This window comes from Paenibacillus sp. M-152 (assembly GCF_003856555.1).
In the GTDB taxonomy this organism is placed as follows: domain Bacteria; phylum Bacillota; class Bacilli; order Paenibacillales; family Paenibacillaceae; genus Paenibacillus; species Paenibacillus polymyxa_C.
The window spans coordinates 924,666-951,028 of the sequence record NZ_CP034141.1 but is presented as its reverse complement, the minus strand read 5'-3'; the positions used below and the strand labels follow the sequence as shown (position 1 = coordinate 951,028).

Here is a 26,363-nt window from a genome sequence, read left to right as displayed (position 1 = left end):
TTATATCATCCACCCTATGAGCCAGCCCCCCGGTAACGCCGAATCCCCCAGTTCCAAGCCAGTAAGCCCAATGTCAGAAAAACAATTCCCATCACAGGAGTTAAGAGCGCCATATGGCGCATGTCCTCTCGTTGAAGGAACAGGGAAGCCGGGTATACACCGACAAAAGCAAAAGGGAGTATCCAAGTCAGCACAACCTGAATGGCACGGTTATAGATCGTTACCGGATAACGTCCGTAGCCCTGAATATTGTACATAAGCGGAATAATTCCTGTGGGCGCATCCGAAAAGAATGAAAGAGAAGTCAATATGGTGTATATGCCCGTATAGATCGCCACGGCACTTAGACTCAAAACGATCAGCGCCGGTACGAACCACCACTCCATAGCCAAATCCATCTGTGCGCCGCTGATCCCCATAATAATCAGACCGATCACTGAGCCAACCAGCGCGGGCGGGTCCACATTTTCAAGGAAAATCTGGAACAGATTATACGCAGGACGGGTCATTACCCGATCGAGTTCACCTTTTACAATATAACGCTCGCTAAAGTTCCAGAGGTTAACGAAACAACTAAAAAGCCCGTAAGGAACCATAAAAAATCCATAAACGAACACAACTTCACTTTCACTCCAGCCACCCAAGCTGTCCGTATGCATAAAAATAACTAAAATAAAAATAAGATTCGTGGCCTGAAAGAGTAGATCCGAAATGACTTCTACCCAAAAATCAGCACGATAGGTGAGCCGTGACTTCATGTAATTCTTCAAATATTCGCTAATGAGACCCAAATAGTACATCATCGGCTTACCCTCCCTGCACGAACAGACGTCTGCGCGCCAGCCGCCAAATGATGATCATGGGCACGAGCAGAACGACTAGCCAAATGATTTGGATACCCAGCACATTCCATATGCCAACGCCTTTTACACGTCCCGTAAATACAGAGCCCGGCAAATAAGTAATTGCCTGAAACGGCATCCATTGGGAAACTGTCGCCAGCCAGCCCGGAAACAAACTGATTGGCAAGATCAACCCCGAGAACAGGTCTACGACTACGCGCTTCATGCGCATCATGCCCTCGTTATTTTCAATAAAAAAGGCCGTCAATCCTGTAATGATATTAATCTGAGTATTGATCAGAAAGCTGAAAAACAGCATGACCAGAAAACCAATCCAGGCTACCGGGTCACTAGGAAGCTTTACGGGAAACAACAGCATCGCAATCGCCATGCCCGGAATCATAAACAAGAGGAAGCGAAACATCCCCTCGCCGAGCCCCTGCATAAACTTAACAAGTACATAGTTATAAGGTCGGATCATCTGAATAGCAATGCTTCCATCCCGAATATCCGTCGATATTTCGCGATCTAGATTGTTAAAATAAAAGGCTCTCGCCATCCACGATACGGCTACATAGGTTGTCATCTGAGCAGCAGTAAAGCCTCCAATACTACCCGCATCACCATATATCGCTTTGTATGTGAAATAATACACGCCAATATTCATGGAATAAATAAGTATGCCTGAATAATAGTTCACACGATAAGCAAGCATGGTGAGGAATCGAATACGAATAAAATCGGTATATACGCTAAGCATGAACTTTGGCCTCCACTATCGGATTGCCCTGGCGTTCTGCCGAGCCAGACTGATAGATACTGCGGACGATATCATCCGTGTTGGTTTCAATGATTTTGATATCCGTAATGTCCGTGCGACCAACTACGTTAGCTAGTACATCCGATACATTAATATGAAGAGGAATCCACACCTTGGCAGCCAAATCGTTATCCATGGTCCACGTCAGCGGCATATCGGCTGTCCATGCCTGCAATTGCTCCAGCTGTGTCGTCGTACCAAATTGAAACCGTACTTCCCTTCCTGTCCCCCAACGATCCTTGAGATCATCCAGTCCACCATCATAAATGATATTCCCATCATCCAACATAATGACGCGCGAGCACAGCGCTTCAATATCCTGCAAATCATGGGTTGTCAGCAAAATAGTGGTCCCGTGTTCACGGTTCATGTCCTTCAAAAACTCGCGAATTTCGGACTTCACCATAATATCAAGTCCAATGGTCGGCTCGTCCAGAAAAACAATGGACGGATTGTGCAGCAAAGCAGCTACCAACTCACAACGCATCCGTTGTCCAAGGCTAAGCTTGCGTACCGGGCGACTTAGCAGATCCTGCAATTGCAGCCTCTCTACCAGCTCATCCAGCCTACGTTTGAAGTCTGTGGCCGGAACCTGATATACTTTGCGCAGCAGTTGAAAAGACTCGATCACACCGATGTCCCACCAAAGCTGGCTGCGCTGACCGAAAACAACGCCAATGTTACCTACAAATTTCTCGCGATCCTCATAAGGGACATATCCTCCCACCTTGAGATGTCCCGATGTCGGCACTAGAATACCTGTCAACATCTTAATCGTGGTGGACTTTCCGGCACCGTTCTCACCAATATAACCGCATATTTCCCCTTGCGGAATACGGAAGGATATATCTTTGACCGCGGCTACCTCGTTGTATTCGCGGGCGAATAAATCAAGGAAGGCACCTTTTAAGCCCTCGCGGTTTTTTTGAACCTTAAATGTTTTGCGCAGATCCTGCACATCAATTGCTAGCATACTATACCTCTCAATCAGGATTTGTAAAATCCATAGTTAAATTGATTGTGCTCCAAAAAGAAATTATAATGTAATGAACTGAAAAGCGAAAGGGAGAGCATCCATGACAAGCAGAACCAAAAGGACGATATGGTCGGTTCTAGCCGTGGTAATCGTCGCGATTGTCGGCTTTGCCGTGTACTATTTTACATCCATTTATAATCAGCTGGATAATCTGCATAAAGAGGGTGCTAACTCCCCCTTCAAAAATGTAAAGCAGGTCGATCAGGTTCGTACACCAGAACCGCCCAAGTGGGAAGGTACCGATATGGTCAACATTTTGCTGATGGGTGTCGATGGCCGTGGCATCCAGAAAGGGGAAGTCCCCCGATCGGATAGCATGATGGTCGTATCACTGGACCCCGTGAAGAAAAAAATCCACCTATTCTCTATTTTGCGTGATACGTACGTCGATATTCCCGGCTACGGAAAAAATCGAATCAATACTGCCATTACTCATGGCCCCAATACAGCCATGAAGACGGCTGGCGATCTATTGGGCATCCCAGTGCAATATTATGTGTATACGGATTTCCAAGGCTTTATCAAACTGGTGGACGCTGTAGGCGGCATTGATTTTGAAGTGGAAAAGGATATGCATTATACAAGTAATGCGGATAAGCATGAATACGATATTGATTTGAAAAAGGGTATGCAGCATCTGGACGGCAACACGGCGCTTCAATATGTGCGGTTCCGCCATGATGCCATGTCCGACTTCTCCCGTTCCGGACGGCAACGGGCGTTTTTGGAGGCCGTAGCCCAGAAAATGCAGACCACAACTTCCATTGCTAATCTGCCAAGCATTTTAGAGCAGGTTAACCCCTACATTGATACGAATCTCAGTGTTAACGATATGTGGAAGCTGGCGAATGTAGGGTACCAAAGCAGCTTTGCAGGCAGCGAACAGGTTCCACCGATGAAGCTGCTTGGAGAAGAAAATGTGGGCGGCGCGGCAGTTCTTACCGTCCGCGATCCCGAAGAACTGAAATCATATGTGCAGGATATATTTAATAATCCTCCCACACAAACACAGGAACAAAATAAGGATCAGAACGAAACGAAACAGCCAGATAGTGCATCGTCTTCCAAGACGGATAAAGCCTCCTTTACAGGGGGCAGTAAAACCAGTAATGAGGATGCTTCCACACAATCAGCAACAAAGACAGGACAAAAAGAGCTATAATGATGTATGCAGGGGCAGCCGTGAACGCTGCCCTTTGGCGTGTGTATACCCTATTTTAATGAACGGAAAGGAAGTTTTGATGATGAAACGGGATAACTCCGAAGCACTATATAAAGAAGCCCTGGAGCATATTGTCGGGGGCGTTAACAGCCCTTCACGCTCCTTTAAAGCTGTAGGCGGCGGCGCTCCAGTATTCATGAAACGCGCCCAAGGCGCTCATTTCTGGGACGAGGATGGCAATAAGTATATCGACTATTTGGCGGCCTACGGCCCTATTATTACCGGACATGCTCACCCCCATATTACCAAGGCCATCAGCGAAGCGGCGGCGAATGGCGTATTGTATGGAACCTCGACGGCCTTGGAAATCAAACTGGCCAAGATGCTAAAAGAGGCCATTCCTTCTATGGATAAAGTTCGGTTTGTGAATTCCGGCACAGAAGCGGTCATGACGACGATTCGTGTGGCACGGGCCTATACTGGGCGGAACAAGATCATCAAATTTGCCGGCTGCTACCACGGTCACTCGGATCTGGTACTTGTAGCCGCAGGCTCCGGCCCTTCTACACTGGGCATACCTGACAGCGCAGGCATTACAACCAACATTGCGAGCGAGGTCATTACTGTGCCATTCAATGACCTTGACGCGTTGCGCCAAGCTTTGGAGCGCTGGAGCGACGATGTTGCGGCAGTCATGGTAGAGCCGATTGTCGGTAATTTCGGCATGGTGATGCCGCAGCCGGGTTATCTGGAAGGGCTGTGCTCGATGGCGCGGGCGAATGGCTCCCTCGTCATTTATGACGAGGTCATTACCGCCTTCCGTTTCCACTACGGCTCAACCCAAACGTATGCAGGTTTGGACAACCATGATGCGATTCAGCCGGATTTGACCGCACTGGGCAAAATCATGGGCGGCGGTCTGCCGATTGGTGCATACGGCGGTAGCAAGCAGATCATGGAGCAGGTTGCCCCACTCGGCCCAGCCTATCAGGCAGGTACAATGGCGGGCAACCCGGCTTCGATCTCGTCAGGCATCGCCTGCCTTGAAGTTCTTCAAGGGGAAGGCGTGTATGAAGAGATGGAACGTCTGGCTGTGAGACTGACGGACGGTATTCAGTCTTCCGCTGATCGTTACGGCGTGCCATTGACGATCAACCGCATTCGTGGAGCGTTCTCGACGCATTTCTGTGATCATCCGATCACGAATTACGCGCAGGCGCAGGATACGGATAGCGAAGCGTTCGCATCCTTCTTCCGTCACATGCTGGATCGCGGTATTCATCTGGCTCCATCCAAGTTCGAAGCCTGGTTCCTCACAACAGCGCATACGGACGAAGATGTGGATGCCACGCTGGAAGCGGCGGACGATTCGTTCCGTGCGATGTCACAAGGTAAATAAGCAGAGCAGTAAGCGATAAAATATGAATAGGATGAGAGCTGGAAGTAATCTTAGGGACGGGTATCCGACCTCTGGGACTGCGTTCTGGCTCTTTTTCATTTCATAACTGTACCCGTACAGTTGCAGATTTTATGAATTGTGTCTGGTTACTCCATCCGGTTATATTGAGAGAACCACAAGTTGAGATCATGATTACGGAGGTTATTATGCACAGTCGTTCCAAAAATGGGGGCGCCTATCTGGCAGCTCTCAGCTATGCAGCTATACTTGGCTTTTCATTTTTATTTGTAAAATTGACGGTGACAGAGGCAAGCCCGCTGGATGTGATCGCCCACCGCTTTGCGTTGTCATTGATCGCTCTGACCATTCCAGTACTGCTTGGTTGGATCAAAATCAATATCAAGTTGCGTGATATGCTGCGCATTTTACCATTGGCACTGCTTTCACCTTTACTGTTTTTCCCCTTGCAAGCGTTCGGGCTGATGAGTACTTCTTCATCGGAGGGCGGAATTATTCAAGCTACCGTTCCGATCTTTACGCTTCTGCTAGCCTCCTATTTTCTTAAAGAGCGCACAACAGTGCTTCAAAAGATATCCTTACTGCTATCTGTCTTTGGTGTCGTTTTTATATTTGTGATGAAGAGCGGAGCACCGTTAGCTTCCAATAGCTTTGGCGGTATTTTTCTGCTCGTGCTCTCTGCTATATGCCTATCAGGCTATAACGTACTGGCTCGTCCATTAACACAAAAGTACAGTCCGATGGAACTGACCTACGTTACCTCCATTTTGGGATGTATCGTTTTTAACTTGGCGGCCTTGGGGTATCATGCCATAGACGGTTCCATGAAGGCTTATACTGCGCCGCTGGTAAAGCCTGATTATTGGATGGCACTGGCTTATCTAGGCATACTATCTACCCTCGTCACCTCGCTGTTGTCCAGCTTTGCCTTGAAGTGGATCGAAGCCTCCAAAATGAGTGTGATCGGTAATTTATCCACCCTTATTTCCATGATAGCGGGTGCTTATATTTTGAAGGAGCAGCTTGCCTACTATCACATTATTGGTGCTGTGGTGATCATTATCGGTGTGGTGGGCACCAATTTCGGAGGAAGAAAAAGCTTCACGCCGATCAAAACAACTTCGGCTAAATCACAATAATGGGCTAAAAGCAGACAGGTGTTAATTTGCCTTCAAAAAAGAAAACTCCAAGCTGGGTCATTCCAGCCTGGAGTTTTCTTGTTTAACTTCATCGTTTTCGTGGACTAGACCGGATACGCCATGACACTCATTAACGCCAGCTCCGGCTGTGTCGTGTCCAGTCTGCTATATTGTACAATGATAGGCACGTCGCTAGTGACCGTAATTGCGTAAGGAATACCTGGCGGAATCCGTTCGCCGGACTTTTCCAGCGAGGCTGTTCGGATATGGCGGGTTCGTCTTCCTTCCACCACCTCAATCATTCCCTCCAACGGCTCACGGTCTTCAAAATAAATGTCTATGCTCAGCTTTGCCGCACGGTTTCCACAGTTCAGCACACATATACTCTCATGACTGAGCAGCTCTCCCCGGCTTTCCGGTGGAATATATCCATCGGGGATGACCCAGAATAAACTTCCTCGCGGCTGGTTAGCCGCCTTTTCCTGAGACTGTTCAGGTTTTCCCATGCCAATGGCCTCCTTTCAGCTATGAATACCTTCACACCTCTAAAGCCTTTTTTACCCGTATGGGTTCTCTTTGGTACGCAGCAGTTGAGCCAGAAAAGCAAGCGTCAATCCCTGGCCCCATCCCTGAATGCGTTTGTAGGGTACGTTGCGATAGCCATCTATATCGTTCATTACAGCAGTTCCAGCGGATACGCCAGTCACTGTGCCATCCTCTTTAATGCGGGAAAGGATACCGTCGATCGCCTTTTGCGTATATTTGTTAAACAATCGGCCCTGCATAAGCAAAGCAGTCGCAATCCCTGCCGAGCCGGAGGTTTCCAGATAAGAGGTATCATCATTCAGCACTGTATGCCATAGTCCTTCTGGGGATTGCAGCTGCACTAGTGCATTGAGCTGGTCACGCAGCGAGCCGTCGATGATCATATAAGATGGATGCTGGACCTCCACACATTTCAGCGCCTTGGCCATCGTGAGGGCTGCCCATGAATTGCCGCGCGCCCAGTATATTCCCGACATGCGGCTTTGGTTCGCATGATCCCAGCCGTGATAATACAAATTTGTATCCGGGTCCTGCAAAAATTCTTCATGCCCGTGATATTGCCGGATTCCATCCTCCCAATATGTCTTGATGCCCAGCAAATGCCCGATCCGCAGTAAATAATAACCGGCCATAAACATCGTATCCACCCATGCTTGCTGCGGAAATACATCATGTAGTGAATTCACGGTATGCTGGAAAATGCCGTCGGCAAACCGCTCAGCCTTTTTGACCAAAAATTCTGCCATCTCGATGGCGATATCCAGGTATTTTTGCTCACCTGTAGCCTGATGTAGTGTCAACAAACAATGTCCAACAGAAACGCCGTTTACCGACAGAGGCGGAAGTCCATCCTCGATATTCTCGTCAACCCATTCTTTCAGCTTGGTCAAATACTTTTCATTGCCTGTTGCTTCATAGGCCTCGCATACTCCATAAAAGGCTACTCCACCCGGCCAATCCCAGCTATAGTGCATTTGAAACGTGCGTTCCACTACCCGGCCAATCACCTGTTTAATCTGTTCCTCATCAAAACTCAATGCGGGCATTGCTACGTCTCCTCCTTTGGTAAGCTTCACGTTAGTTGCCCTCCTTGCCACCTGTTCCAAAAAAGGTCATCCGTCAACGTAAGTACATGCGCAGCGGTTGCAAATCCAGTTCCTTCACAGCCGCCGTCACCATATTTGCAATCCGGATCGCACCATTCTCATGAAAATGCGTATTATCCTCCAGGCCGCCGGAAAAGTTCATGTATTCCCCAGGCAGCAGCCACATAAAAAGCTCCTTGCTTTCTTCAGGGCCCAGCTCTTCATATAACTCCTGCGTGCGGGCAGACAAATCAATGAACGGCACGTTCGCTTCTTCCGCCAACTCGCGAACCGCCGTTATATAGTCGCCATGTGTATCGGACAGCGTACCATCCTCGTTAAAATAGCGACGATGTACAGGCGTAATCAGCAACGGGGTTCCGCCCTTGCTTCTCGCTCCGTCGGTATATAGGCGCAAATGCTCCTTGTAGGTCGTAAAAGGCTCCGTGGCCCGCTTCGGATCAGGCTTCTGATCATTATGACCGAACTGGATGAACAGGAAGTCTCCTGTCTTCATTTCTCCCAAAATAGCGTCCAGACGTCCCTCGTCCACGAAGCTTTTGGAGCTTCGTCCCGATACAGCGTGATTATCCACGCAGACATCATGCTTGAACAGGGCTGGCAAAGCCTGACCCCAGCCTGTATAAGGATAGCCGGACAGCCCTTGATCCGTAACCGTAGAGTCTCCGGCTAGGAATAGCCGAAGACTCTGCAGTGCGGGTGCAATTTCCAGAGCATTGAGCCGTGGCGCAGTGCCAGATACGGTGAGGCGCAGTCTGCCGCCTCGGACAGGCACCGTAAACATCGCTTCCGTGAACTGGCCCGGCAGCGTGTGTACCGGGGGCAGCATATGCTTGCCCTCGCCAGCCTGGAATCGCGTGAGCGTTTCCGCCAGTGGATCGCCGACCAGTATAGTGACGAGATACAGCCCGTCTGGCACATCTGCAATAAACGAAGCGTTCAGTGGAATACAAAAGCTGTTTCGCAGCCGTGTGCGTGCATCTTTGGCTGGATTCTGCCTTTGTCGCTCGTACACATGCTCTGTAGTCTCGAAGCCATAGCCCTGTTCAGCTGTATATATGCAATCCGGGGACACTGCCTTGTAGCCATCCGCAGGCTCTCCCGGACCAAAGTCAAATTTCCACATTTTACTCACTCCTCCGTCTTAACCCTTCAGGCCACTCGTGCTCATTCCTTCAACAATTTGCTTTTGGAAAGCGAAGAATACAGCGATAACAGGTAGCAGGCTTAAGATAGACATCGCGAACATTCCTCCCCAGTTAGAGGCTGACTCGCTATCGAGAAACATTTTGAGTGCAATCGATACGGTATATTTCTCTGGAGAGTTCAGATACAATACCGGACCTAATAGATCCTCCCACTTCCAGTAGAAAGAGAAGATGGCCGCCGTAGCCAGCGAGGATTTGAGCAAGGGTAAAATAATTCGAAAATACAATCGGAACTTGCCGCATCCATCAATCGTCGCCGCTTCATCCAACTCTGCTGGAATCGTGCGTATAAACTGCACCATCAGAAAGATGAAGAACGGCATCCCGAAAAAGGATGGTACTACCAACGGTAAGATTGTATTGATCCATCCAAGCTTGGTGAAAATGATATATTGCGGTACCAGCACTACATCCCCTGGCAGCATCAGCGTCACCATCATCAGAGCAAACCACAAGTTACGCCCTTTGAATTTCAAGCGTGCGAAGCCAAATGCGATCAATGAGGAGGAAAGCACAGCGCCAATCGTGGAAATCACTACGATCGTGAGCGAATTTAGAATATATGTGCCGAAGTTATAACCCGTCGTGCCTTTCCAGCCTGTTACATAGTTTTGCCAAATCCATTCTGTAGGGAAAAGCGAGGAGGCTGTGACGAATATCGTCCGACTTTCTTTAAATGAGCTGAACAGCATCCAGAACACGGGATACAGCATCAGGAGCGCCAGTGCAGCAACCAGAATGTGATAAATTGGCCATTTGAACGTTTTCCATGCCATTGGTATCAGCGCCCCTTTTCCGTTTCATAGAACACCCAGAATTTGGATGTCATAAATAAAATCGCTGTCAGTATCGCTATCATAATGAGCATGACCCAAGCCATAGCCGCCGCATATCCCATATTGCTGAACATAAACGCCTGCCGGAACAGATACAGTGAATGCAGCATCGTTCCATCCATTGGACCACCCTCACCCTTGGAGATAACATAGGCCGGAACGAAGGTCATAAACGCGCTGATCGTCTGCATAATCAAGTTAAATAAAATGATCGGACTTAGCAGCGGCAGCGTAATACTGAAAAATTTCCGTACTGGCGTAGCGCCATCTACACTGGATGCCTCGTACATTTCATGCGGAATGTTTTTCAGTCCTGCCAGAAAAATAAGCATGGATGAACCAAATTGCCATACAGACAAGGTGATTAGCATCATTAGCGAAGCATTCGGATCACCAAACCATTTCACCGGGGTTGCCCCCAAGGCCGAAAGCAAGCTGTTAACAATGCCCTCATTACTGAAAATATTGCGCCACATGATGGATACTGCAACGCTCCCCCCGATAATAGAAGGCAGATAGTACATCGTCCGATAGGTGCCCACCATGCGTGACTTGGTATTCAAAATCATCGCCACAAACAACGCGAAAATCAGTCGCAATGGTACACCGACCAATACATACGTAAACGTGACTCGGATCGAATTCCAGTATTTAGGATCGCCTGTGAACATTTTTTCGAAGTTACCCAGACCAATCCATTTGGGCGGGGTGAACAGATTGTAGCTGGTAAAGGATAGATACAGCGAAATAAACATTGGAATTAATGTAAATGCCAGAAAGCCCACAATAAACGGGCTGATAAACGCATATCCGGTCATATTGGCTTTCAAGCTCTGATGATTTCGCAAGCTCATCAAGCCTCCCTTCTGTTGCATTTTAAAAATTAGCAAATTTAAATATATATCAATCGTTGTTATATGAATTTTGTTGTGATATCTACAAAGGTTGCCTCTACGATGGGTTCGTCGGATCAACCGTGCGCAATCATGCTTGGCCCTACGCACGGTTAACCTAACGAAACGTTCCTTCAACCCTGCATTATTACTGCTTGTTATTCGCAAGGATGGTATTCGCATCAGCCCGGAATTTGACCGCTGCGTCTTCAGGCGTCATCTGTCCGAAATTGACTTGCTCAATATAATCGGTCAGAGTAGCAATCACTTCCGGCGATCCAACCGGCGGCGGCGGGCTCATTGGAGAAGCCTTAGGCTCCATGGAAGCCACAAATTCAAACACCTGCTTCGTTGCCTCGCTCAACTCCGGCGCTACAGCTTCTTTGATTTTGGCAGAAATCGGTACGCCGCGTTCGCCTTTGATTAATTTATTCGCTTCTACATCATTCATCCAGAAATCAATAAACTTGGCGGCCTCATCCTTCACCTGTGAACGGGAAGCCACTGCCCAGTACATTGTAGGCTGCATATACACACCTTTTTCCATATTCGGTCCAAACATCGGAGCAAGCGCCATTGGCCGATTAACGACCTGTTGTAAGCCTACATATTGATTGGACCACTGCCAAATGCCGATGCCTGTTCCTTTAACGATATCCGATTCCTCAAGAATTCCCTTGGTTTGGTTCATGACTTCAGGAGTTGGTGTCGCCCCCTTCTTAATTAGCTCAGCTAAACCGCCGAAGAAATCAACAAGCAGCTTATCGTCGTCATACCCCAATCCTGTTCCTTCCGTATTGTAGAGAGACTTTCCATGTGTCCGCAAATAGTAGTGGAAGAAAATATCCGCAGCCATTGAGCTGTCAAAGTAAACTTTATTAGAGGCTGCCTTCAAAGCCAGCTCTTTGTATTGATCCCATGTCCAGTCGTCAGGAATTTTGTCTATGCCCGCTTTTTTGAGCAATGCCGGATCATATTGGAAGCCTAGCACATTGACACCTGTTGGAATACCATATTGCTTTCCGGCAATGATCCCGGTTTTGAGTACATTTTCGTTCACATCAGCGACTTGGATTTTCTGATTCAAGTAAGGCGCCATATCCTCCAGTTGGCCGTTCTTCGCATATTGGCTAATATACGAAATGTCCATCTGTACGATATCCGGCAGTTGGTTTGCTGCCGCCTGCGGGGCGAGCTTCTTCCAGTAGTCATCAAAAGAGGCATATTCCACATCAATCGTCACATTCGGATTTTTTTGCTTATACAAATCGATAACCTTCTGCGTATATTCGTGGCGCGTATCCGATCCCCACCAAGCGATCCGCAACTTTACTTTCCCGTCTGCACTTGTGCCCGAATTGCCTCCACCGTCTGCTCCACTACATGCCGTCGTCAAAACGAGCAGCATCGCTATGATCAGAAACCATCCCTTTTTGCCCACCTATCTCTCCCCTTTTCGCTGTTCTAGAAAGGAGCCTTATTACAAGTAACAATGTACTTACGCAATTTTGATAGCGTTTACATTTGCTCCTGTAGTTATTTTCCCAAATGCAGAGAAACATTGGAATACACAAATCCGATTTCAAAGGTTCAAAAAACAGAGGGACTCAGCAGCTCATCCCCGTTCGTATGATTTAATGTACTCGGACGGTGTCATACCTGCCCATTTTTTGAACACCTGGCTAAAATATTGCGCATTCCCGCCGAAGCCGAACCATTCGGCCAGCTCAAACACCTTTACGTCCCCCGTCTCCCGAATATGCTCAGCCGCACGTTCGATCCGGTAACGATTGACGTAGTGCGAAAAGTTTTCGCCCGTCACTTTTTTGAAAATTTTCCCTAAGTAGTCGGAATTCATATAGAGCATTTGCCCCGCCACTCCGTTCAGTGAAAGATCGGATTTTCTATAATTTTGCTCAATAATTGTGATCATTTTATCCACCGTGGAAGATTGGCGGTATACATTGCTTTTATAATAAATTGCGGTCATTCGTTCGGCAGCTTCCTGTACAAAAGATTTGAGACATGCCAGTGTTTTTTGCTCTGCCAGCACGACCATTCGGCTCGTGAACGCCGCACGCTCTTCTTCAGGACATATACGGATCATGGCAGCATAGAGCTGTAGCACATAGGAACGGGTTACGGAGATTTCCAGCTTCATACGGGACAGGATGCCGAACAGCCGATCCACTTCCTGCGCAACCTCCTCCCTATTTCCAGCCTTGATCAGCAGACCGAACTTCTCCTCGTCCAGCTCCAAATCTGCCATCTCCCGGGTGTCCTCAGCCGCCAAATCCTCCTTCGTAATGAGACTCCCCTCTCCGGTGTAAAAGCGGTGATTCATACAATGCAAAGTCTCCCGGTACATCCCCCGCGAATGCTGCATGCTATCCGACTCGCTAACTGCGACGGTCACCTCCAGCTTATAAAAGCGGTGAAATGTCGTACGTACCGCTTCAATCTGTTTCATAAATCGAGATGTGTCATCCTCACTCTCCAGCACAATTAGCAGCTGCCCTTGCATAGTCGTACTGAGCAAGACATGATCCATTAAATCCCCTGCTATATTTTGCAAAGCAAACAAATGCTCCGGCTCGTGGGACTCCTCCACCCGCAGCAGCAGCATTCGAACCTGCTTATCTTGCAACTCCAGACCGAACAAACGCTCATAAAAAGCGATATCACGGCTGCCGTAAGTTTTATAGGAAATAAACTCCTTCAAAAAATGCTCCTTCACATGCGGCAACATACGCTGAAAATCAAGCTTCATCCGGTTCACAAACTGCTTGCGTTCTTCCTGTTCCTCTCGCTCCTGTCCCAACTCTGTCAGAGCGTCATGAATTTGCCGCTCGTTGCAGGGCTTCAGCAAGTAGTGCTTCACCCCGTATTGCATAGCCCGACAGGCATAGTCAAAATCTTTGTAACCTGACAACAGAATAAACCGAACGTCTGGAAAATGCTCCGTCGTTTTGGCAACGAGTCCGATACCGTCCAGTCCTGGCATAGAAATATCGCTGATCACAAAATCAGGCGGACTCGCCTGGATCTGATCGTATGCCTCAATTCCATTACGCGCCGTACCTACCAGCCTTGTTCCTGCCTTGCCCCAATCGACCACCTGTGATATGCCTTCCAAAATCATACGCTCATCATCAACCAGTAGCACCTTGTACACGACCCTGATCCCCTTTCACATATGGAATACAGACATGAATTGACGTTCCTGCTCCTGACTCGCTATGCAGCTCTATCCCCCAAGGTGTACCAAATGTCAGGCTAATCCGTTCTTGAATATTCGCAAGTCCAATCCCCCGCCCACGGGTGGTGATCTGTCCGCTCCGCAGCTTTTCCAAGAAATCCGGGGTCATTCCAGGTCCGTCATCTTCAACCCGCAGGAACAGCGCCCCTTCGCTTTCTCTGACCACAATCGTGATCCGACACGGTTCAATACGCGGCTCCAGCGCATAATGGATTGCATTCTCCACCAAGGGCTGAAGTGTTAGCTTCGGAATTTGCGCGTCCATCAATTCTTCCGGGACATCGAGATGGAAAACGAGACGTTCATCAAAACGTGTTTTTTGGATCGTTACGTAGCTTCTCACGATATCCAGCTCTTTTTGAAGCGGAATCAGCTGTTCTTCAAAACTGACCGCGCTGCGTAATAAAAAAGCAAGGGCTTCCACCATTTCTGAAATCCGATCCTGTTTATTGGCCTTGGCGAGCCAGTTCACAGACTCTAATGTATTGTATAAAAAATGTGGATTTATCTGTGCCTGAAGCGCCTTTAGCTCTGTTTCCCGCAGCAGTAGCTGCTTGGCAACATTCTCATTAATAAGCTCACGGATACGGCGGATCATCTTCTTATACGTCCGATGTAGTAAGCCTACCTCATCCTGTGTGGAAAGGGGGACCGCTCCAAGCGCTTCCTCTTCCAGACGGTCGAGATCGCCTTTTTCTATTTTACGCATGTTCTGGATCAACTGAACGATCGGTTGCGTAATGCTGCCCGACAGCCTAGCTCCTAGCGCCAATGCAATAAGGAGCATAATGACAAAAATAGCGCTTACAATTTCTTTGATTATCGTAATACTGCGAAACATATCATCAAAGGGAGTCATATGTAAATACGTCCAGCCCGTATAAGAGGATTTGATTTGAGCAGCAAAAAAGGTCCCGCCTGTATAGGTCGCGATCCCGTAAGGCTGCTTCCGCCCAAGCTCTGCCTGAATATCGCTCTCACTCAAAAGCGGTGTTTCGGGATAGATCATCCGTCTTCCGTCTGTAATCATTAACTGTCCGTCACGGCCGGAGGTCTGCACACGATCCGCTACAATCCGGTCAATTCGCACACGAATCGCAAGCGTTCCAAGCCCGTTCAGCGTAAAATTGGAATCGGTAAAAGATTTGAATTGCCGTGCTGCCAGCAAGGAGGAATGGCCTGCCGCATACCATGCATGGGAGCCGTCATATTCGTCTGCCAACTCCGACAGGGTGGATCGAAGCTCTTGGGGGATACCTTCGCGGTTGCCCGCACTCATCACCTGTCCCTCTTTGTCGATTACCATCATAGAATAGACATAGGTTTCAGAGCCGGCAAAGGCAATAAGCCTATTCGTTATTTTTTTGCGCAGTACCATTTTGACATAAGGTGACGTTTCCTTTTCCAACTGGAGCAAATAACGCTGAAGCTGCTCGTCCGTTATTACCTTAAAAGTAACCTTTTCAACATCCTTCAGTTCATTTTCAATGCCAATTGAAGAAATATTGAGTACCTCGGATGTCTTTTTGTACATTTGATTATCATAAATATGAAATACGTATTTAAGTATGACTGCAACAACCGCAAAATTAACCAGCATGAGCACCGTAATCAGCAGTACCATCTTATGATGGATTCCAGCATTTTTGTAAGCGCTCTTAAAATAGGTAATCAGTACATGTCGCCTCCTTCGCTCATCCTGCACGGTCCAGCTCAAAATGGAGAAAACTCTATATATTATACAAAATACCCCATGCCTTGGTCATTCGGCAAGAGGTATTTGGGTTTGCTTAGCGTTGATCGTTTGCTTTCGATTTGTCCGCCTTGCTCATATATTCGTCATATCGGTCATCAAGTTCACGTGCCATACTCCGGTATTTTCGCGTCTCTTCGACAATAGGGTCCATTTGAGTCTGAACCCGCACCTCATATTTGGGGCTGAGTCGTTCCCGTTTTTTGGCCTCATTCTCACGAATTTCGCCTTCCGTCAGCAGTTCACTGAGCTGGCGTTCCAATTCTTCGGATTGGCTCATCGCGATTTCCTCCTTCAGGATGATGGTTACGTAGTATTATAACCCGGTTGCGTCCGCTTCTTTCAGCACTTGAATAAGTTGAGAATGAATAGCTGTATTCGTAGCTACAACATGCCGTACACTCAGGTCATAAGGTTGGCCTAATGTGTTCGTAATGGTGCCTCCTGATTCCTGTACCAACAAAGCACCCGCGGCCACATCCCAGGCATTCAAACCGATTTCGCAATAAGCGGACAAACGTCCCGACGCCACATAAGCCAAATGCAAGGCTGCCGAGCCGAGCGCCCGAATGCCCCGTACTTGAGGTGTAAGAACCTGCGTAATTTTCATATTCAACGGTTGTGCATACGTACGATCCGGCGGGAAGCCGATGCACACCAGACTATCTCCCAGCGTTTCTTCTTTCGATGCTTGCATACGATTTCCGTGGACGTATGCGCCTTTTCCCTTTTCCGCTACAAACATTTCATCGCGGGACGGATCATAAATTACACCGACAATTACCTCTCCACGATGAGCCAAGGCAATAGACACACTGTAGTACGGCAGACTGTGCACGAAATTGGTAGTGCCGTCTACCGGATCAATGATCCATAAATATTCCTCTTCACGGGCAGCCTCTAATGCTCGGGCTGAAGCTTCAGCTCCCGGCTCTACCCCTTCTTCACCCAAAATGGCATGATCGGGAAAATGGGTGAGGATGAGTCTGCGAATCATCTGTTCTGCACCTTTATCTACCTCGGTTACTAGATCGGTCGAAGATTGCTTGGTATTCAATTGTTCAACAGTGCCCAGTCTGCTCTTAATCCATTCCCCGGCTTTGGATGCCGCATTAATAGCCACGGCCGTATAGCTTTTTCCTGATACGATATAGGGAACCTTTTCGTTTTCATGTTCGTTCAACGTGTTCACTCTACTTTCTATATCATTGTTACGTGGTTTACGAATCTGCCCTGCAGACAGTCTCTTAACCATCTCTGTTTCAGTACAAGTTTGCTAGTTTACACATTCTAGTATACACAATAAGCTTCATAAAGTTTCTCCATATGGAAGCTTTATCCGCAAAATACTACTTTTTAAGGCGTAATTTCTATGGAAGCCCCATCCAACACTTTGACCCCGTTATCTTCCTGAAGACGCAGTTCATTCATTAATCCGAACAATGCTTCATCCTTAAGTTTGGCTTCAAGCATGACATCAATCCGATCCGTATATCCAGCAATATTACGCAGAAAGGTCAGCAACGGCTCCACCAGAACACCGTCTGCATGACCACGAGGGTCTTTTTCACTTTTAGGACTGGAGGCATGAATTTTGGGCGGCAATGGATGATCAGTAGAAGATCCGGCTTGAGCCAATTCCCCTTTCCAGGTCTCCAATATTTCCGGCCATAGCTCCCACGGCTTTTCCCCCTCGTTATTGACCCATTGATGATGAATATCGAGAACCATCGGCAAGCCCGTTATTTTGCAAGCTTCCAGTGTTTCCACCGCATTGAACGTTTTATCATCATTTTCCAATGTTAACCGTTGTCTTAATGAAAGATCCAGGGCATTCACTTGCTCTACAAAACGCTGACCTGAGGTCACCTTATCTCCGTAGGCACCACCAATATGAATGTTGTTCTTGGCTTCGGCACCAAGTCCCATGGCCTCCAGCATCGCCACGTGGTACTTCAGATCATTAATGGAGCTCTGTAACACTTCAGGACGGGGAGTGCTGAGCACTGTAAAATGATCGGGGTGAAACGATACCCTCATCTTATTCGCCTTGACATAGTCCCCCACCTCTGCAAAATCAGCGGCAAGCGCCTCAAACGGGTCCCAGTCCCGCAGATCCTGATGGGTCGCAAGCGGAATCAGCTTGGATGAGAAACGATAGACCTGAATATCACTCGCACGATTATGACGCAGCAGCCTCAATGTATTATGGAGATTTTCGGCTGCAATCCGTTCTAGCTTGCGGATCGCCGCTTCTCGGTCTCCGATCTTGTTAAAGCTGGCCATGGTCATAGTTTTAGAAGGGGATGCATTTTGCACGGTGACTGACATGGCAACATATCCGAACCTTACGATCATAGATGTCCTTCCTTTCAGCAGTTCGCAGTAGATGGCAAGGCCGCTTTCATTCTGTGACCTAAACCCCTTTTCTACTGATCATACCCGGAAAAGCACCTGCTGATTCGGTGTATTGCACAAAACTGTAAGAAACAAACAGCTAGGATTGCTGCTGTACTCCAAAAAACATTTCATCCGCCAATGCGGTCTGAATTCTTGATTCCTCTTCATTCAGCTTACGAATGAGAGTCATTTCTACCTCGGTCACTTCGTCACCTTGGAAATTGATTTCGGCGATACAGCCCACAATCTGAACGATGGCTACTGCCACGTTGTCCACGCTGTATGCGATGACCTTCTGTCCTGTCGGAAAAACACGCAGTCCGGATTTAACCATTTTGCCACGTCCATATTCCAGCAGTTCATAAAGTTCTTGTTCGCTCTTGAATTTGCACACCGAGTTAAATTCAGTTTGAAAGCCCATGTCTAGCCGCCACCTTTCATAATTAAGGGTTTGGTAAAATGCTCAAGTACATCAATATATATGAACAAAAAGGAGAGTGATCAGCTCCCCTTCATTTTTTTCGTTTATGAGTTCTCATAGTGCAGTGCCGACCGGCGCTCATAACGCTCCAGTGCAAGAGCAATCATGCGATCCAGTAGACTTACATAGGATACGCCGGTTTCTCTCCACAACAATGGATACATGCTGAACGGTGTAAAGCCAGGCATCGTATTCACTTCATTAATAAGGATATGTCCATCTGAGCGTCTGACGAAGAAATCTGCACGGGAAATCCCGCAACCTTCCAGAGCGCGGAAAGCTTGCAATGCGGATTCACGGATACGATCTGCCACTTCCTCGTCCAGTGGTGCCGGAATGAGCATTTCCGATTGGCCATCGGTATATTTGGCAGCATAGTCGTAGTAATCACTCGACGACACAATTTCACCCGGTACCGAGGCAATCGGCTCATCATTGCCAAGTACGCTGACCTCAATCTCACGGGCATCGACGTACTCTTCCACGATCACCTTCAGATCAAATTGCAAAGCCAGATCTACAGCCTTTTCAAGTTCTTCTCGGTTACTCGCTTTGGAAATACCGACACTTGATCCCAGATTAGCTGGTTTGACAAAGCAAGGATAACCTAATTCAGTTTCTATGTTACGAACCAAGTCATGACCGGTTTGTGCCCACTGTGTACTATTAAAATAGCAGTATTTCACTTGCGGCAATCCTGCATGCTCAAACAGCTTCTTCATGACGCCTTTATCCATACCTGCTGCCGAAGCCAGCACTCCTGCCCCGACATAGGGCATATCCGCCATTTCGAACAGACCCTGAATCGTTCCGTCCTCGCCAAAGGTGCCGTGCAGCAGCGGAAACAGTACATCCAGTGTCTGCTCTCCATACAGCTTGCCGAACAACGTATCTAATGCCGCCTTGGTGCCGCCCTCAGCATGCTCCAGCTTCAATTGCTCTACAGTAGTCAGAGGCGCATTTAACAGCGTCCCTCTACGCCAATCGCCAGCCTTCGTAATATAAAAAGGAATAATCTCGTATTTCTCATAGTTAAAAGCGTTCATTACCGCATACGCCGTTTGCAGCGATACCTCATGTTCGCCCGATTTACCACCGTACACCAGCCCTACGGTCAATTTTTGATTTGCCATGCCTATCCTCCGCTTTCTTGCTTTCGTCATTGTGCCTGATTTGCTTCACTGTACCTGTTATCCATCATCTCATTTAAAAATAGTCGGCGATGTGATAAAAGCGATATACCGTATTGTCCGTCCACGCATACGAATTTTTATAGTCCCAATAACGATGTCTGGAGCTTACCGTATGTGCATTGACTAGCGGCATGCCGCCAGCATCAAAGGCCGTTACCACCGTGCTGTGCTGGAAAGTTCCGTCACCATCCCAATCATAAAAAATGACGTCCCCCAGCATGAGCTGCTCCGGTCGACTCACCTGCTCTGCGGTCAAACCCCAGGAACTGGAACCCAAATACCGTTCCAGACTGTTGGAAACCGCCCAGCTATAACTCCACAGCTCACGTCCGGCGACCCGTCCTTTATACCACCAGCCCGATTCTCTTTTACCAGTATAGTGGATCGGTGCACCACCTGCAAAGAGGCACTGCGAGATATAGTTGGTGCAATCCACATCAAAAGCCTCAAACTCCGGGTTAAAACTATCCCACCACTGATCTGCATAGGCTGCTGCTTCTTCACGGCGATATCGACTGGGGCGTGCTGATGAACCGAAGCCCAGCACACCACGATTTAGCAGCGGCAGACTTCCTCCCTGATTAAACGACGCTTGTTCGAAAGGAACCTCTCCTCCCGCTGGCTTTCTTTCTGCCGGATCACGCTCAATCCTCGTCACCTGCCAGGCTTCACCCTCGCGTGTAAACGTTAGGCGCTCCCGTTCAATCCGATCCTCCCGGTGAGTCATCCCGCCCTTCTCATAAAAGAGCCGCACATGCAGTTGTACATCGACCACTGCCTCATCCGGGGTATCCTGCACTATTCGTATCGGCTTGGCTCGTGTCTCGCTGCGTAGGGGTACAGCGTCCCGTTCGCTGTACCACTGCTCCAATCTGGCCGCACGTGCTGCCCGCTCCATTCGCTGGCCCACCTCCAGGTACTCATCCGGCTGTGGTACACCATTTACCTCACTGCGATTGTACTGATTCACGTAAGCAAAAAGGGCCTGTTTCCATTCCCGCTCCCCCATCCCTATCCCTCCATTTTTCGTCTCGCTATCCTTATTCGGGGATAACCACGCCGATATATAACTTCCTTTCTTTCCTCTCTGGTCTGATATGCTCTCTATCTATAAGTATGAATCTCTAAAGCTTGGTATGAACATCGAAAAACGCGGGGGAACGGAACGTTTTATTTTCCAGTCTGACACGCATAATTTAGGTCAAAAAAACTTTACGGAACCGTCTGAAAACGGTATACTTAATCCAAAAGCAATCATTTTGAAATCATGTTTCATCTAATGAAACGAATTACATTCATCTCAACCTCTTAACTTACGATGAACCACTCAAGATGAAATTGAGAACGCAACCAATTAAAACCAAATGTGCAAGACGTCGAAAAAAGACATCCCTATTTTCCCGCAAGCATCCACTTCAAGGAGGTAATACTTATGTCAGGAAAAGATCAATTCTCCATTGCCCGTAGCTTGGAAGTTAACGGGAAGCCTTATCGCTACTACAGTCTTAAGGCACTGGAGGAACAAGGAAAAAGCGGTGTTGCCAAGCTGCCTTTCTCCATTAAAGTGTTGCTGGAAGCTGCGGTTCGCCAGTTTGACGGACGCGCCATTACTGAGGAACATGTGCAGCAGCTGACAGGCTGGGCTGAGGATCGTGACACCAACAAGGAAATCCCGTTCATTCCTGCACGTATCGTGCTTCAGGATTTTACAGGCGTCCCTGTGGTTGTCGATTTGGCGGCCATGCGTGATACGGTGAAAAAAGCGGGCGGCGATCCGAAACAAATCAACCCGCTCGTTCCCGTCGATCTCGTAATCGACCACTCGGTTATGGTTGATGCTTTCGGTACTAGTGACGCGCTGGACTACAATATTAATGTAGAGTTTGAACGCAACGAAGAGCGGTATCGTTTTCTGCGATGGGCGCAAACGGCATTCAATAACTTCCGTGCGGTGCCGCCGTCCACTGGTATCGTTCATCAGGTTAATCTAGAGTATCTCGCCTCCGTAGCCGCGACCAAAACCATCGACGGCGAAACCGTGGTCTTCCCAGATTCCCTCGTGGGAACGGACTCCCATACGACGATGATTAACGGGCTGGGTGTTGTGGGCTGGGGTGTCGGCGGGATTGAGGCAGAGGCCGGTATGCTGGGGCAGCCGTTGTATTTTGTCACTCCCGATGTGATCGGCTTCAAACTGACAGGCAGTCTGTCAGAAGGTGCTACCGCTACGGACCTGGCGCTAACAGTTACGCAAATGCTGCGTAAAAAAGGCGTGGTCGGGAAATTCGTAGAATTTTACGGCCCAGGTCTGGCCAACATCAGCTTGGCTGACCGTGCGACTGTGGCCAACATGGCACCGGAATACGGCGCAACGATCGGCTTTTTCCCGGTTGATGCCGAAACGCTGGCTTACCTGCGCAGCACCGGACGTTCCGATGAGCAAGTCAGCCTCGTAGAGGAATATTACAAAGCTCAAGGCATGTTCCGCACAGCCGATACCCCAGACCCTGTGTTCAGCGATACGATTGAGCTGGATCTGGCTTCGGTTGTACCGAGTCTCGCCGGACCCAAACGTCCGCAGGACCGTGTTGAGCTCAGCCGCATGAAAGAAACCTTCGAAGGCATTATCCGTACCCCGGTAGACAAAGGCGGCTATGGATTGAGCGATGAAAAGATTGCACAGAAGGTTCCACTGACCCATCCGGACGGCTCCACCAGTGAACTGGGTACTGGCTCAGTCGTGATTGCAGCGATTACAAGCTGCACGAACACCTCCAACCCAAGCGTTATGCTAGGCGCGGGCTTGCTCGCCAAAAAGGCAGTACAACGCGGGCTCAAAAAGCCAGGCTATGTTAAAACAAGCTTGACACCAGGTTCCCTTGTTGTAACGGAATACCTGCAAAAAGCCGGGCTGATCGAACCACTCGAAGCCCTCGGCTTCCATGTGGCAGGCTACGGCTGTGCGACCTGTATCGGTAACTCCGGTCCACTTCCTGACGAAGTGAGCCAGGCCATTACAGACCATGATCTGACCGTTGGTGCAGTCATTTCCGGCAACCGGAACTTTGAAGGCCGTGTGCATGCGCAGGTCAAAGCCAACTATCTTGGTTCGCCGCCACTGGTAGTCGCTTATGCTCTCGCCGGCACGGTAAATATTGATTTGGTGAACGATCCACTCGGTTACGATCAGGACAATCAGCCTGTCTACCTGAAAGATATCTGGCCTTCTTCCGAAGAAATCAAAGAAGCGATCAGCCTGTCTCTCAGCCCGGATATGTTCCGCCGCAAATACGAAAATGTATTTACAGCCAACGAGAAATGGAATTCCATTCCGGTTCCTGAAGGCGAATTGTATGAGTGGGATGAAAACTCAACTTATATTCAAAATCCGCCGTTCTTTGAAGGACTTCAAGATGGTGTGCAGGATATCAAGGAAATCCGTAATGCCCGTGTACTTGCCCTGCTGAATGATTCGGTCACGACTGACCACATCTCGCCAGCAGGCAACATCGCCCCTTCCAGCCCGGCAGGACTGTACTTGAAGGAGCATGGTGTTGAACGCAAGGACTTCAACTCCTACGGCTCTCGTCGCGGTAACCATGAAGTCATGATGCGCGGTACATTCGCCAACATCCGTATCCGCAATAATGTAGCTCCAGGCACCGAGGGCGGTGTAACCAAGTACTTGCCAACAGATGAGGAAATGTCCATCTATGATGCGTCCATGAAATATCAGGCAGCCGATCAGAACCTGATCGTCATTGCCGGCAAGGAATACGGCACAGGTAGCTCACGTGACTGGGCGGCAAAAGGTACACTGTTGTTAGGTGTTAAAGCCGTCATTGCTGAAAGCTTCGAGCGGATTCACCGCAGCAACCTGGTCGGCATGGGTGTACTGCCGCTGCAATTCCAGGAAGGCTATGGCTGGTCCAGCTTGGGTCTCAATGGTCGCGAAACCTTCGATATTCTCGGCATTGACAATGACGTGAAACCAGGTCAAGAACTTACGGTTGTAGCCAAACGCGAGGATGGCACCAAGTTCGAATTCCCGGTCACTGCCCGTCTGGACAGCACCGTCGACATCGACTACTACCACAACGGTGGTATTTTGCAAACCGTATTGCGTCAAATGATTCAAGCGTAATGACCGATTGAATCATGAAAATCCCCTCCCAAATGCGGTGTAAACTGCAACTGAGAGGGGATTTTTTACATGCTCGAAGCATTCAGGAGAAAACATATGCCTATGGTCGAAAATACAGCAGTTATAAGAACTGTAATGAGATCAGGCAGGCTTTTCAACATTTCAGAGCCTTCTTCGCTCTTAAATTGACGTCTGAGAACAGGCTGGAGCAAAAGCATAACTATAAAGGATATGAGGCTAAGTCCACATAACAACCATATAAAACATATAGAAGAGGTTTGTATAGACCTGTATCTTGCTTTTCGCCTCCAAGAGTAGTAGTTATTAATTAGAGAGTATTTCTACATTTGAGAGGTGAGGAATTGAAAGTTATCGAATTAGCAATTGTATTAAATGACAAAGAGGGCTACTACACTGAAAAATTTGACCTTGTTGCCTTGCCTTTTGTCCCAAGAAAAGGAGAAATGATTTTATGGAATAATAAACTTTATCGTGTGCTAGATGTTATGTATAGTTTTGAAACAAATGAGTACGACTATAATTATAACGCTAACCCTAGTATTCAAAGCTCGTTAGCTCATGATGTAACCTATAAAGTTTTTTTGAAACCTGATAATTTAAACAGACATTGAATAAAGTATTTTCTTAGTGCTTAGGCTAAGAAAATACTTTATTTGTTTTTCACAATAGCATCCCTATAAATTGCCGTTATAAAACCTTAATAGGTTAACAAAACGCTTGTTTTGCCTTGTCTTCCAGACTCACAAATAAGTTCTTCGCTGGTTTTCCCCCTAATAATAGCAGTCAGGCGCACGCCAGGAGCGCCACCGCACGGTTATGAGCTGAAGCCCGAGCATCCGAAATATGGCTGCTCTCTCCGATTTTAGACTGTAATTTATCCCCATCCACTTTACCACTGGTGACAGCGACGCTGGTACTGCCCCATAGAGCTAATTCAATTCATATTACACACATATCAGCAATCTATATTTTTATACCTATGGCTTAGAAAAAGAGAAATAATCAACAAATGATCGTGGGCAAAAAAGCCGACCCACTCAGGACCGGCTTCCAACCATGTTCTCTTATTCTCTTACCTTCGCTTGCCAATTACTTCGAAATATCCAAAAAGCCCTCTCCGAACACATCCCGTACGTCATGAATGGTAATAAACGCTGCTGTATCGATAGCTTTCACAATCTTTTTAAGCGCGGACACCTCTTGTTTACTAATGACGATATATAGGACTTCTTTTGGATTTTTGGTGTAATATCCGTGTCCTGACAGGACGGTAACTCCACGGTCCATTTGCGTGATGACCATCTCGGCAATTTTATCTTGGTGCTCCGAAATGATCATGACCGCTTTTTTCGGATTCAATCCTTCAATCATGAAGTCCATCACCTTCGTACCAACGTACAAAATAACGATAGTCAGCATCAATTTTTCCGGGCCAATAATAAAATAGGAAGAGAATGCAACAATCAGATCAAAAAACAACAAGGCATAGCTGATATTCCAATCCAGATATTTGTTGGCGATCCGGGCTAAAATGACGGTTCCTGCCGTTGTACCACCGACCCGTACAATTAAGCCAATTCCAACCCCTACCAAAACTCCGGCAAATACAGCATTAATCGTCGGCTCATGCGAATCAATCCGCCAGTTGACCGTTAAATGCAAAAACAATGAGTTAAATGCGACCGCAATTATAGTGTACACAGTCGTTCTCTTGTCCAAAAATTTATATCCAACAATCAGCAGCAAGCCATTAATCACCAGATTGACGATCGAGGGAGACCACTGAAACAGGTAGTACAAGATGATCGTGACCCCTGTAACGCCCCCCTCGCCAAACTCATTCGGGATCACATACAGATTAACAGCCAGCGCGAAAAAAAACGCACCCAGAATAATAAATACGATATCTGCAATACTTTTTTTCATATATGCTCTAATCCTCTCTCTAACATTTCAACGGATGAATTGCCAGATGGATTGGCTGACTCTTCTTGCCAAAATACGCTGACAACCAGTTCATGGTATCTACTACCCAACATAAAGTCAATACAACTTTGACACTTTAATTCGCCACCAGACTGCCTTAGTCCAAGCTTAGAATTCCGCA

General features: G+C 47.8%; 23 protein-coding genes. 5 read left to right on the top strand and 18 right to left on the bottom strand.

The window, feature by feature from the left end:
* Positions 1–14: 14 nt before the first annotated feature.
* Genes EGM68_RS04330 through EGM68_RS04320 form a run of 3 tightly spaced genes read right to left on the bottom strand, consistent with a single transcriptional unit; the run spans position 15 to position 2,635 of the window.
* Entirely contained in the window at positions 15–803 is a 789-nt protein-coding gene (locus tag EGM68_RS04330; RefSeq protein ID WP_129548702.1) for an ABC transporter permease, read from the bottom strand.
* A 4-nt stretch (positions 804–807) separates the two neighbouring features.
* The gene (locus EGM68_RS04325; protein ID WP_013369443.1) at positions 808–1,602 is read right to left on the bottom strand and encodes an ABC transporter permease; all 795 of its coding nucleotides are present in this window, start codon (positions 1,600–1,602) and stop codon (positions 808–810) included.
* Complete coding sequence (locus tag EGM68_RS04320) at positions 1,595–2,635, bottom strand: ABC transporter ATP-binding protein (protein WP_013369442.1); 1,041 nt, start codon at positions 2,633–2,635, stop codon at positions 1,595–1,597. The genes EGM68_RS04325 and EGM68_RS04320 overlap by 8 nt, the downstream gene beginning before the upstream one ends.
* A 103-nt stretch (positions 2,636–2,738) precedes the next feature.
* Here EGM68_RS04320 and EGM68_RS04315 point away from each other — a divergent pair, with 103 nt between their 5' ends.
* From EGM68_RS04315 to EGM68_RS04305, 3 genes are all read left to right on the top strand, one after another.
* Positions 2,739–3,860: an LCP family protein gene (locus tag EGM68_RS04315; RefSeq protein ID WP_025677493.1), complete on the top strand. Its 1,122-nt coding sequence runs from the start codon at positions 2,739–2,741 to the stop codon at positions 3,858–3,860.
* 82 nt (positions 3,861–3,942) lie between these two features.
* Positions 3,943–5,259: a glutamate-1-semialdehyde 2,1-aminomutase gene (locus EGM68_RS04310; protein WP_017428424.1), complete on the top strand. Its 1,317-nt coding sequence runs from the start codon at positions 3,943–3,945 to the stop codon at positions 5,257–5,259.
* Positions 5,260–5,465: 206 nt separating this feature from the next.
* On the top strand, positions 5,466–6,416 hold the full coding sequence (locus EGM68_RS04305) for a DMT family transporter (RefSeq protein WP_129548701.1): 951 nt from the start codon (positions 5,466–5,468) through the stop codon (positions 6,414–6,416).
* A 104-nt stretch (positions 6,417–6,520) separates the two neighbouring features.
* On the opposite strand, the gene EGM68_RS04300 is transcribed toward EGM68_RS04305, so the two are convergent.
* From EGM68_RS04300 to EGM68_RS04235, 14 genes are all read right to left on the bottom strand, one after another.
* Complete coding sequence (locus EGM68_RS04300) at positions 6,521–6,922, bottom strand: sensory rhodopsin transducer (protein WP_013369438.1); 402 nt, start codon at positions 6,920–6,922, stop codon at positions 6,521–6,523.
* Between the two features lie 51 nt (positions 6,923–6,973).
* Positions 6,974–8,008 (bottom strand): glycoside hydrolase family 88/105 protein, encoded by a 1,035-nt coding sequence (locus EGM68_RS04295; protein ID WP_129550289.1) that lies wholly within the window; start codon positions 8,006–8,008, stop codon positions 6,974–6,976.
* A gap of 73 nt (positions 8,009–8,081) precedes the next feature.
* Entirely contained in the window at positions 8,082–9,194 is a 1,113-nt protein-coding gene (locus tag EGM68_RS04290; RefSeq protein WP_129548700.1) for a rhamnogalacturonan acetylesterase, read from the bottom strand.
* A gap of 18 nt (positions 9,195–9,212) precedes the next feature.
* Positions 9,213–10,052, bottom strand: a complete 840-nt coding sequence (locus EGM68_RS04285; protein ID WP_013369435.1) for a carbohydrate ABC transporter permease — start codon at positions 10,050–10,052, stop codon at positions 9,213–9,215.
* 5 nt (positions 10,053–10,057) lie between these two features.
* A complete protein-coding gene (locus tag EGM68_RS04280) occupies positions 10,058–10,966 on the bottom strand; it encodes a carbohydrate ABC transporter permease (protein WP_013369434.1) in 909 nt (302 codons plus the stop codon).
* Between the two features lie 187 nt (positions 10,967–11,153).
* Positions 11,154–12,446, bottom strand: coding sequence for an ABC transporter substrate-binding protein (locus tag EGM68_RS04275; protein ID WP_129548699.1), 1,293 nt, complete (start codon positions 12,444–12,446; stop codon positions 11,154–11,156).
* 174 nt (positions 12,447–12,620) lie between these two features.
* On the bottom strand, positions 12,621–14,180 hold the full coding sequence (locus tag EGM68_RS04270; RefSeq protein ID WP_013369432.1) for a response regulator transcription factor: 1,560 nt from the start codon (positions 14,178–14,180) through the stop codon (positions 12,621–12,623).
* Positions 14,158–15,888, bottom strand: coding sequence for a sensor histidine kinase (locus tag EGM68_RS04265; RefSeq protein WP_225683772.1), 1,731 nt, complete (start codon positions 15,886–15,888; stop codon positions 14,158–14,160). Before EGM68_RS04265 ends, EGM68_RS04270 begins: the two co-directional genes overlap by 23 nt.
* A gap of 166 nt (positions 15,889–16,054) precedes the next feature.
* Positions 16,055–16,297 carry a hypothetical protein gene (locus EGM68_RS04260; protein WP_013369430.1) on the bottom strand — a complete coding sequence of 81 codons (243 nt, stop codon included), beginning with the start codon at positions 16,295–16,297 and terminating at the stop codon, positions 16,055–16,057.
* 36 nt (positions 16,298–16,333) lie between these two features.
* A complete protein-coding gene (locus EGM68_RS04255) occupies positions 16,334–17,200 on the bottom strand; it encodes an inositol monophosphatase family protein (protein WP_017428433.1) in 867 nt (288 codons plus the stop codon).
* 173 nt (positions 17,201–17,373) lie between these two features.
* Positions 17,374–18,375, bottom strand: coding sequence for a UV DNA damage repair endonuclease UvsE (uvsE, locus tag EGM68_RS04250; protein ID WP_058710703.1), 1,002 nt, complete (start codon positions 18,373–18,375; stop codon positions 17,374–17,376).
* Between the two features lie 139 nt (positions 18,376–18,514).
* Positions 18,515–18,838 carry a hypothetical protein gene (locus tag EGM68_RS04245; protein WP_025677477.1) on the bottom strand — a complete coding sequence of 108 codons (324 nt, stop codon included), beginning with the start codon at positions 18,836–18,838 and terminating at the stop codon, positions 18,515–18,517.
* A 104-nt stretch (positions 18,839–18,942) separates the two neighbouring features.
* The gene (locus EGM68_RS04240) at positions 18,943–20,031 is read right to left on the bottom strand and encodes a D-alanine--D-alanine ligase (RefSeq protein ID WP_025677475.1); all 1,089 of its coding nucleotides are present in this window, start codon (positions 20,029–20,031) and stop codon (positions 18,943–18,945) included.
* Positions 20,032–20,104: 73 nt separating this feature from the next.
* Positions 20,105–21,100: an amidase domain-containing protein gene (locus EGM68_RS04235; protein ID WP_013369425.1), complete on the bottom strand. Its 996-nt coding sequence runs from the start codon at positions 21,098–21,100 to the stop codon at positions 20,105–20,107.
* A gap of 423 nt (positions 21,101–21,523) precedes the next feature.
* Here EGM68_RS04235 and acnA point away from each other — a divergent pair, with 423 nt between their 5' ends.
* Positions 21,524–24,235 (top strand): aconitate hydratase AcnA, encoded by a 2,712-nt coding sequence (acnA, locus tag EGM68_RS04230; RefSeq protein ID WP_013369423.1) that lies wholly within the window; start codon positions 21,524–21,526, stop codon positions 24,233–24,235.
* A 362-nt stretch (positions 24,236–24,597) separates the two neighbouring features.
* Positions 24,598–24,867 carry a hypothetical protein gene (locus tag EGM68_RS04220; RefSeq protein WP_129548698.1) on the top strand — a complete coding sequence of 90 codons (270 nt, stop codon included), beginning with the start codon at positions 24,598–24,600 and terminating at the stop codon, positions 24,865–24,867.
* Positions 24,868–25,345: 478 nt separating this feature from the next.
* Here the strand turns inward: EGM68_RS04220 and EGM68_RS04215 are convergent, their stop codons facing one another.
* The gene (locus EGM68_RS04215; RefSeq protein ID WP_025677468.1) at positions 25,346–26,182 is read right to left on the bottom strand and encodes a YitT family protein; all 837 of its coding nucleotides are present in this window, start codon (positions 26,180–26,182) and stop codon (positions 25,346–25,348) included.
* Between the last annotated feature and the right edge of the window lie 181 nt (positions 26,183–26,363).

Excerpts from the sequence above, each read along its gene's own strand:
- EGM68_RS04330 (WP_129548702.1), bottom strand. The coding sequence starts at position 803 with ATGATGTACTATTTGGGTCTCATTAGCGAATATTTGAAGAATTACATG.
- EGM68_RS04325 (WP_013369443.1), bottom strand. The coding sequence starts at position 1,602 with ATGCTTAGCGTATATACCGATTTTATTCGTATTCGATTCCTCACCATG.
- EGM68_RS04320 (WP_013369442.1), bottom strand. The coding sequence starts at position 2,635 with ATGCTAGCAATTGATGTGCAGGATCTGCGCAAAACATTTAAGGTTCAA.
- EGM68_RS04315 (WP_025677493.1), top strand. The coding sequence starts at position 2,739 with ATGACAAGCAGAACCAAAAGGACGATATGGTCGGTTCTAGCCGTGGTA.
- EGM68_RS04310 (WP_017428424.1), top strand. The coding sequence starts at position 3,943 with ATGAAACGGGATAACTCCGAAGCACTATATAAAGAAGCCCTGGAGCAT.
- EGM68_RS04305 (WP_129548701.1), top strand. The coding sequence starts at position 5,466 with ATGCACAGTCGTTCCAAAAATGGGGGCGCCTATCTGGCAGCTCTCAGC.
- EGM68_RS04300 (WP_013369438.1), bottom strand. The coding sequence starts at position 6,922 with ATGGGAAAACCTGAACAGTCTCAGGAAAAGGCGGCTAACCAGCCGCGA.
- EGM68_RS04295 (WP_129550289.1), bottom strand. The coding sequence starts at position 8,008 with ATGCCCGCATTGAGTTTTGATGAGGAACAGATTAAACAGGTGATTGGC.
- EGM68_RS04290 (WP_129548700.1), bottom strand. The coding sequence starts at position 9,194 with ATGTGGAAATTTGACTTTGGTCCGGGAGAGCCTGCGGATGGCTACAAG.
- EGM68_RS04285 (WP_013369435.1), bottom strand. The coding sequence starts at position 10,052 with ATGGCATGGAAAACGTTCAAATGGCCAATTTATCACATTCTGGTTGCT.
- EGM68_RS04280 (WP_013369434.1), bottom strand. The coding sequence starts at position 10,966 with ATGAGCTTGCGAAATCATCAGAGCTTGAAAGCCAATATGACCGGATAT.
- EGM68_RS04265 (WP_225683772.1), bottom strand. The coding sequence starts at position 15,888 with ATGGTACTGCTGATTACGGTGCTCATGCTGGTTAATTTTGCGGTTGTT.
- EGM68_RS04260 (WP_013369430.1), bottom strand. The coding sequence starts at position 16,297 with ATGAGCCAATCCGAAGAATTGGAACGCCAGCTCAGTGAACTGCTGACG.
- uvsE (WP_058710703.1), bottom strand. The coding sequence starts at position 18,375 with ATGATCGTAAGGTTCGGATATGTTGCCATGTCAGTCACCGTGCAAAAT.
- EGM68_RS04245 (WP_025677477.1), bottom strand. The coding sequence starts at position 18,838 with ATGGGCTTTCAAACTGAATTTAACTCGGTGTGCAAATTCAAGAGCGAA.
- EGM68_RS04240 (WP_025677475.1), bottom strand. The coding sequence starts at position 20,031 with ATGGCAAATCAAAAATTGACCGTAGGGCTGGTGTACGGTGGTAAATCG.
- EGM68_RS04235 (WP_013369425.1), bottom strand. The coding sequence starts at position 21,100 with ATGGGGGAGCGGGAATGGAAACAGGCCCTTTTTGCTTACGTGAATCAG.
- acnA (WP_013369423.1), top strand. The coding sequence starts at position 21,524 with ATGTCAGGAAAAGATCAATTCTCCATTGCCCGTAGCTTGGAAGTTAAC.
- EGM68_RS04215 (WP_025677468.1), bottom strand. The coding sequence starts at position 26,182 with ATGAAAAAAAGTATTGCAGATATCGTATTTATTATTCTGGGTGCGTTT.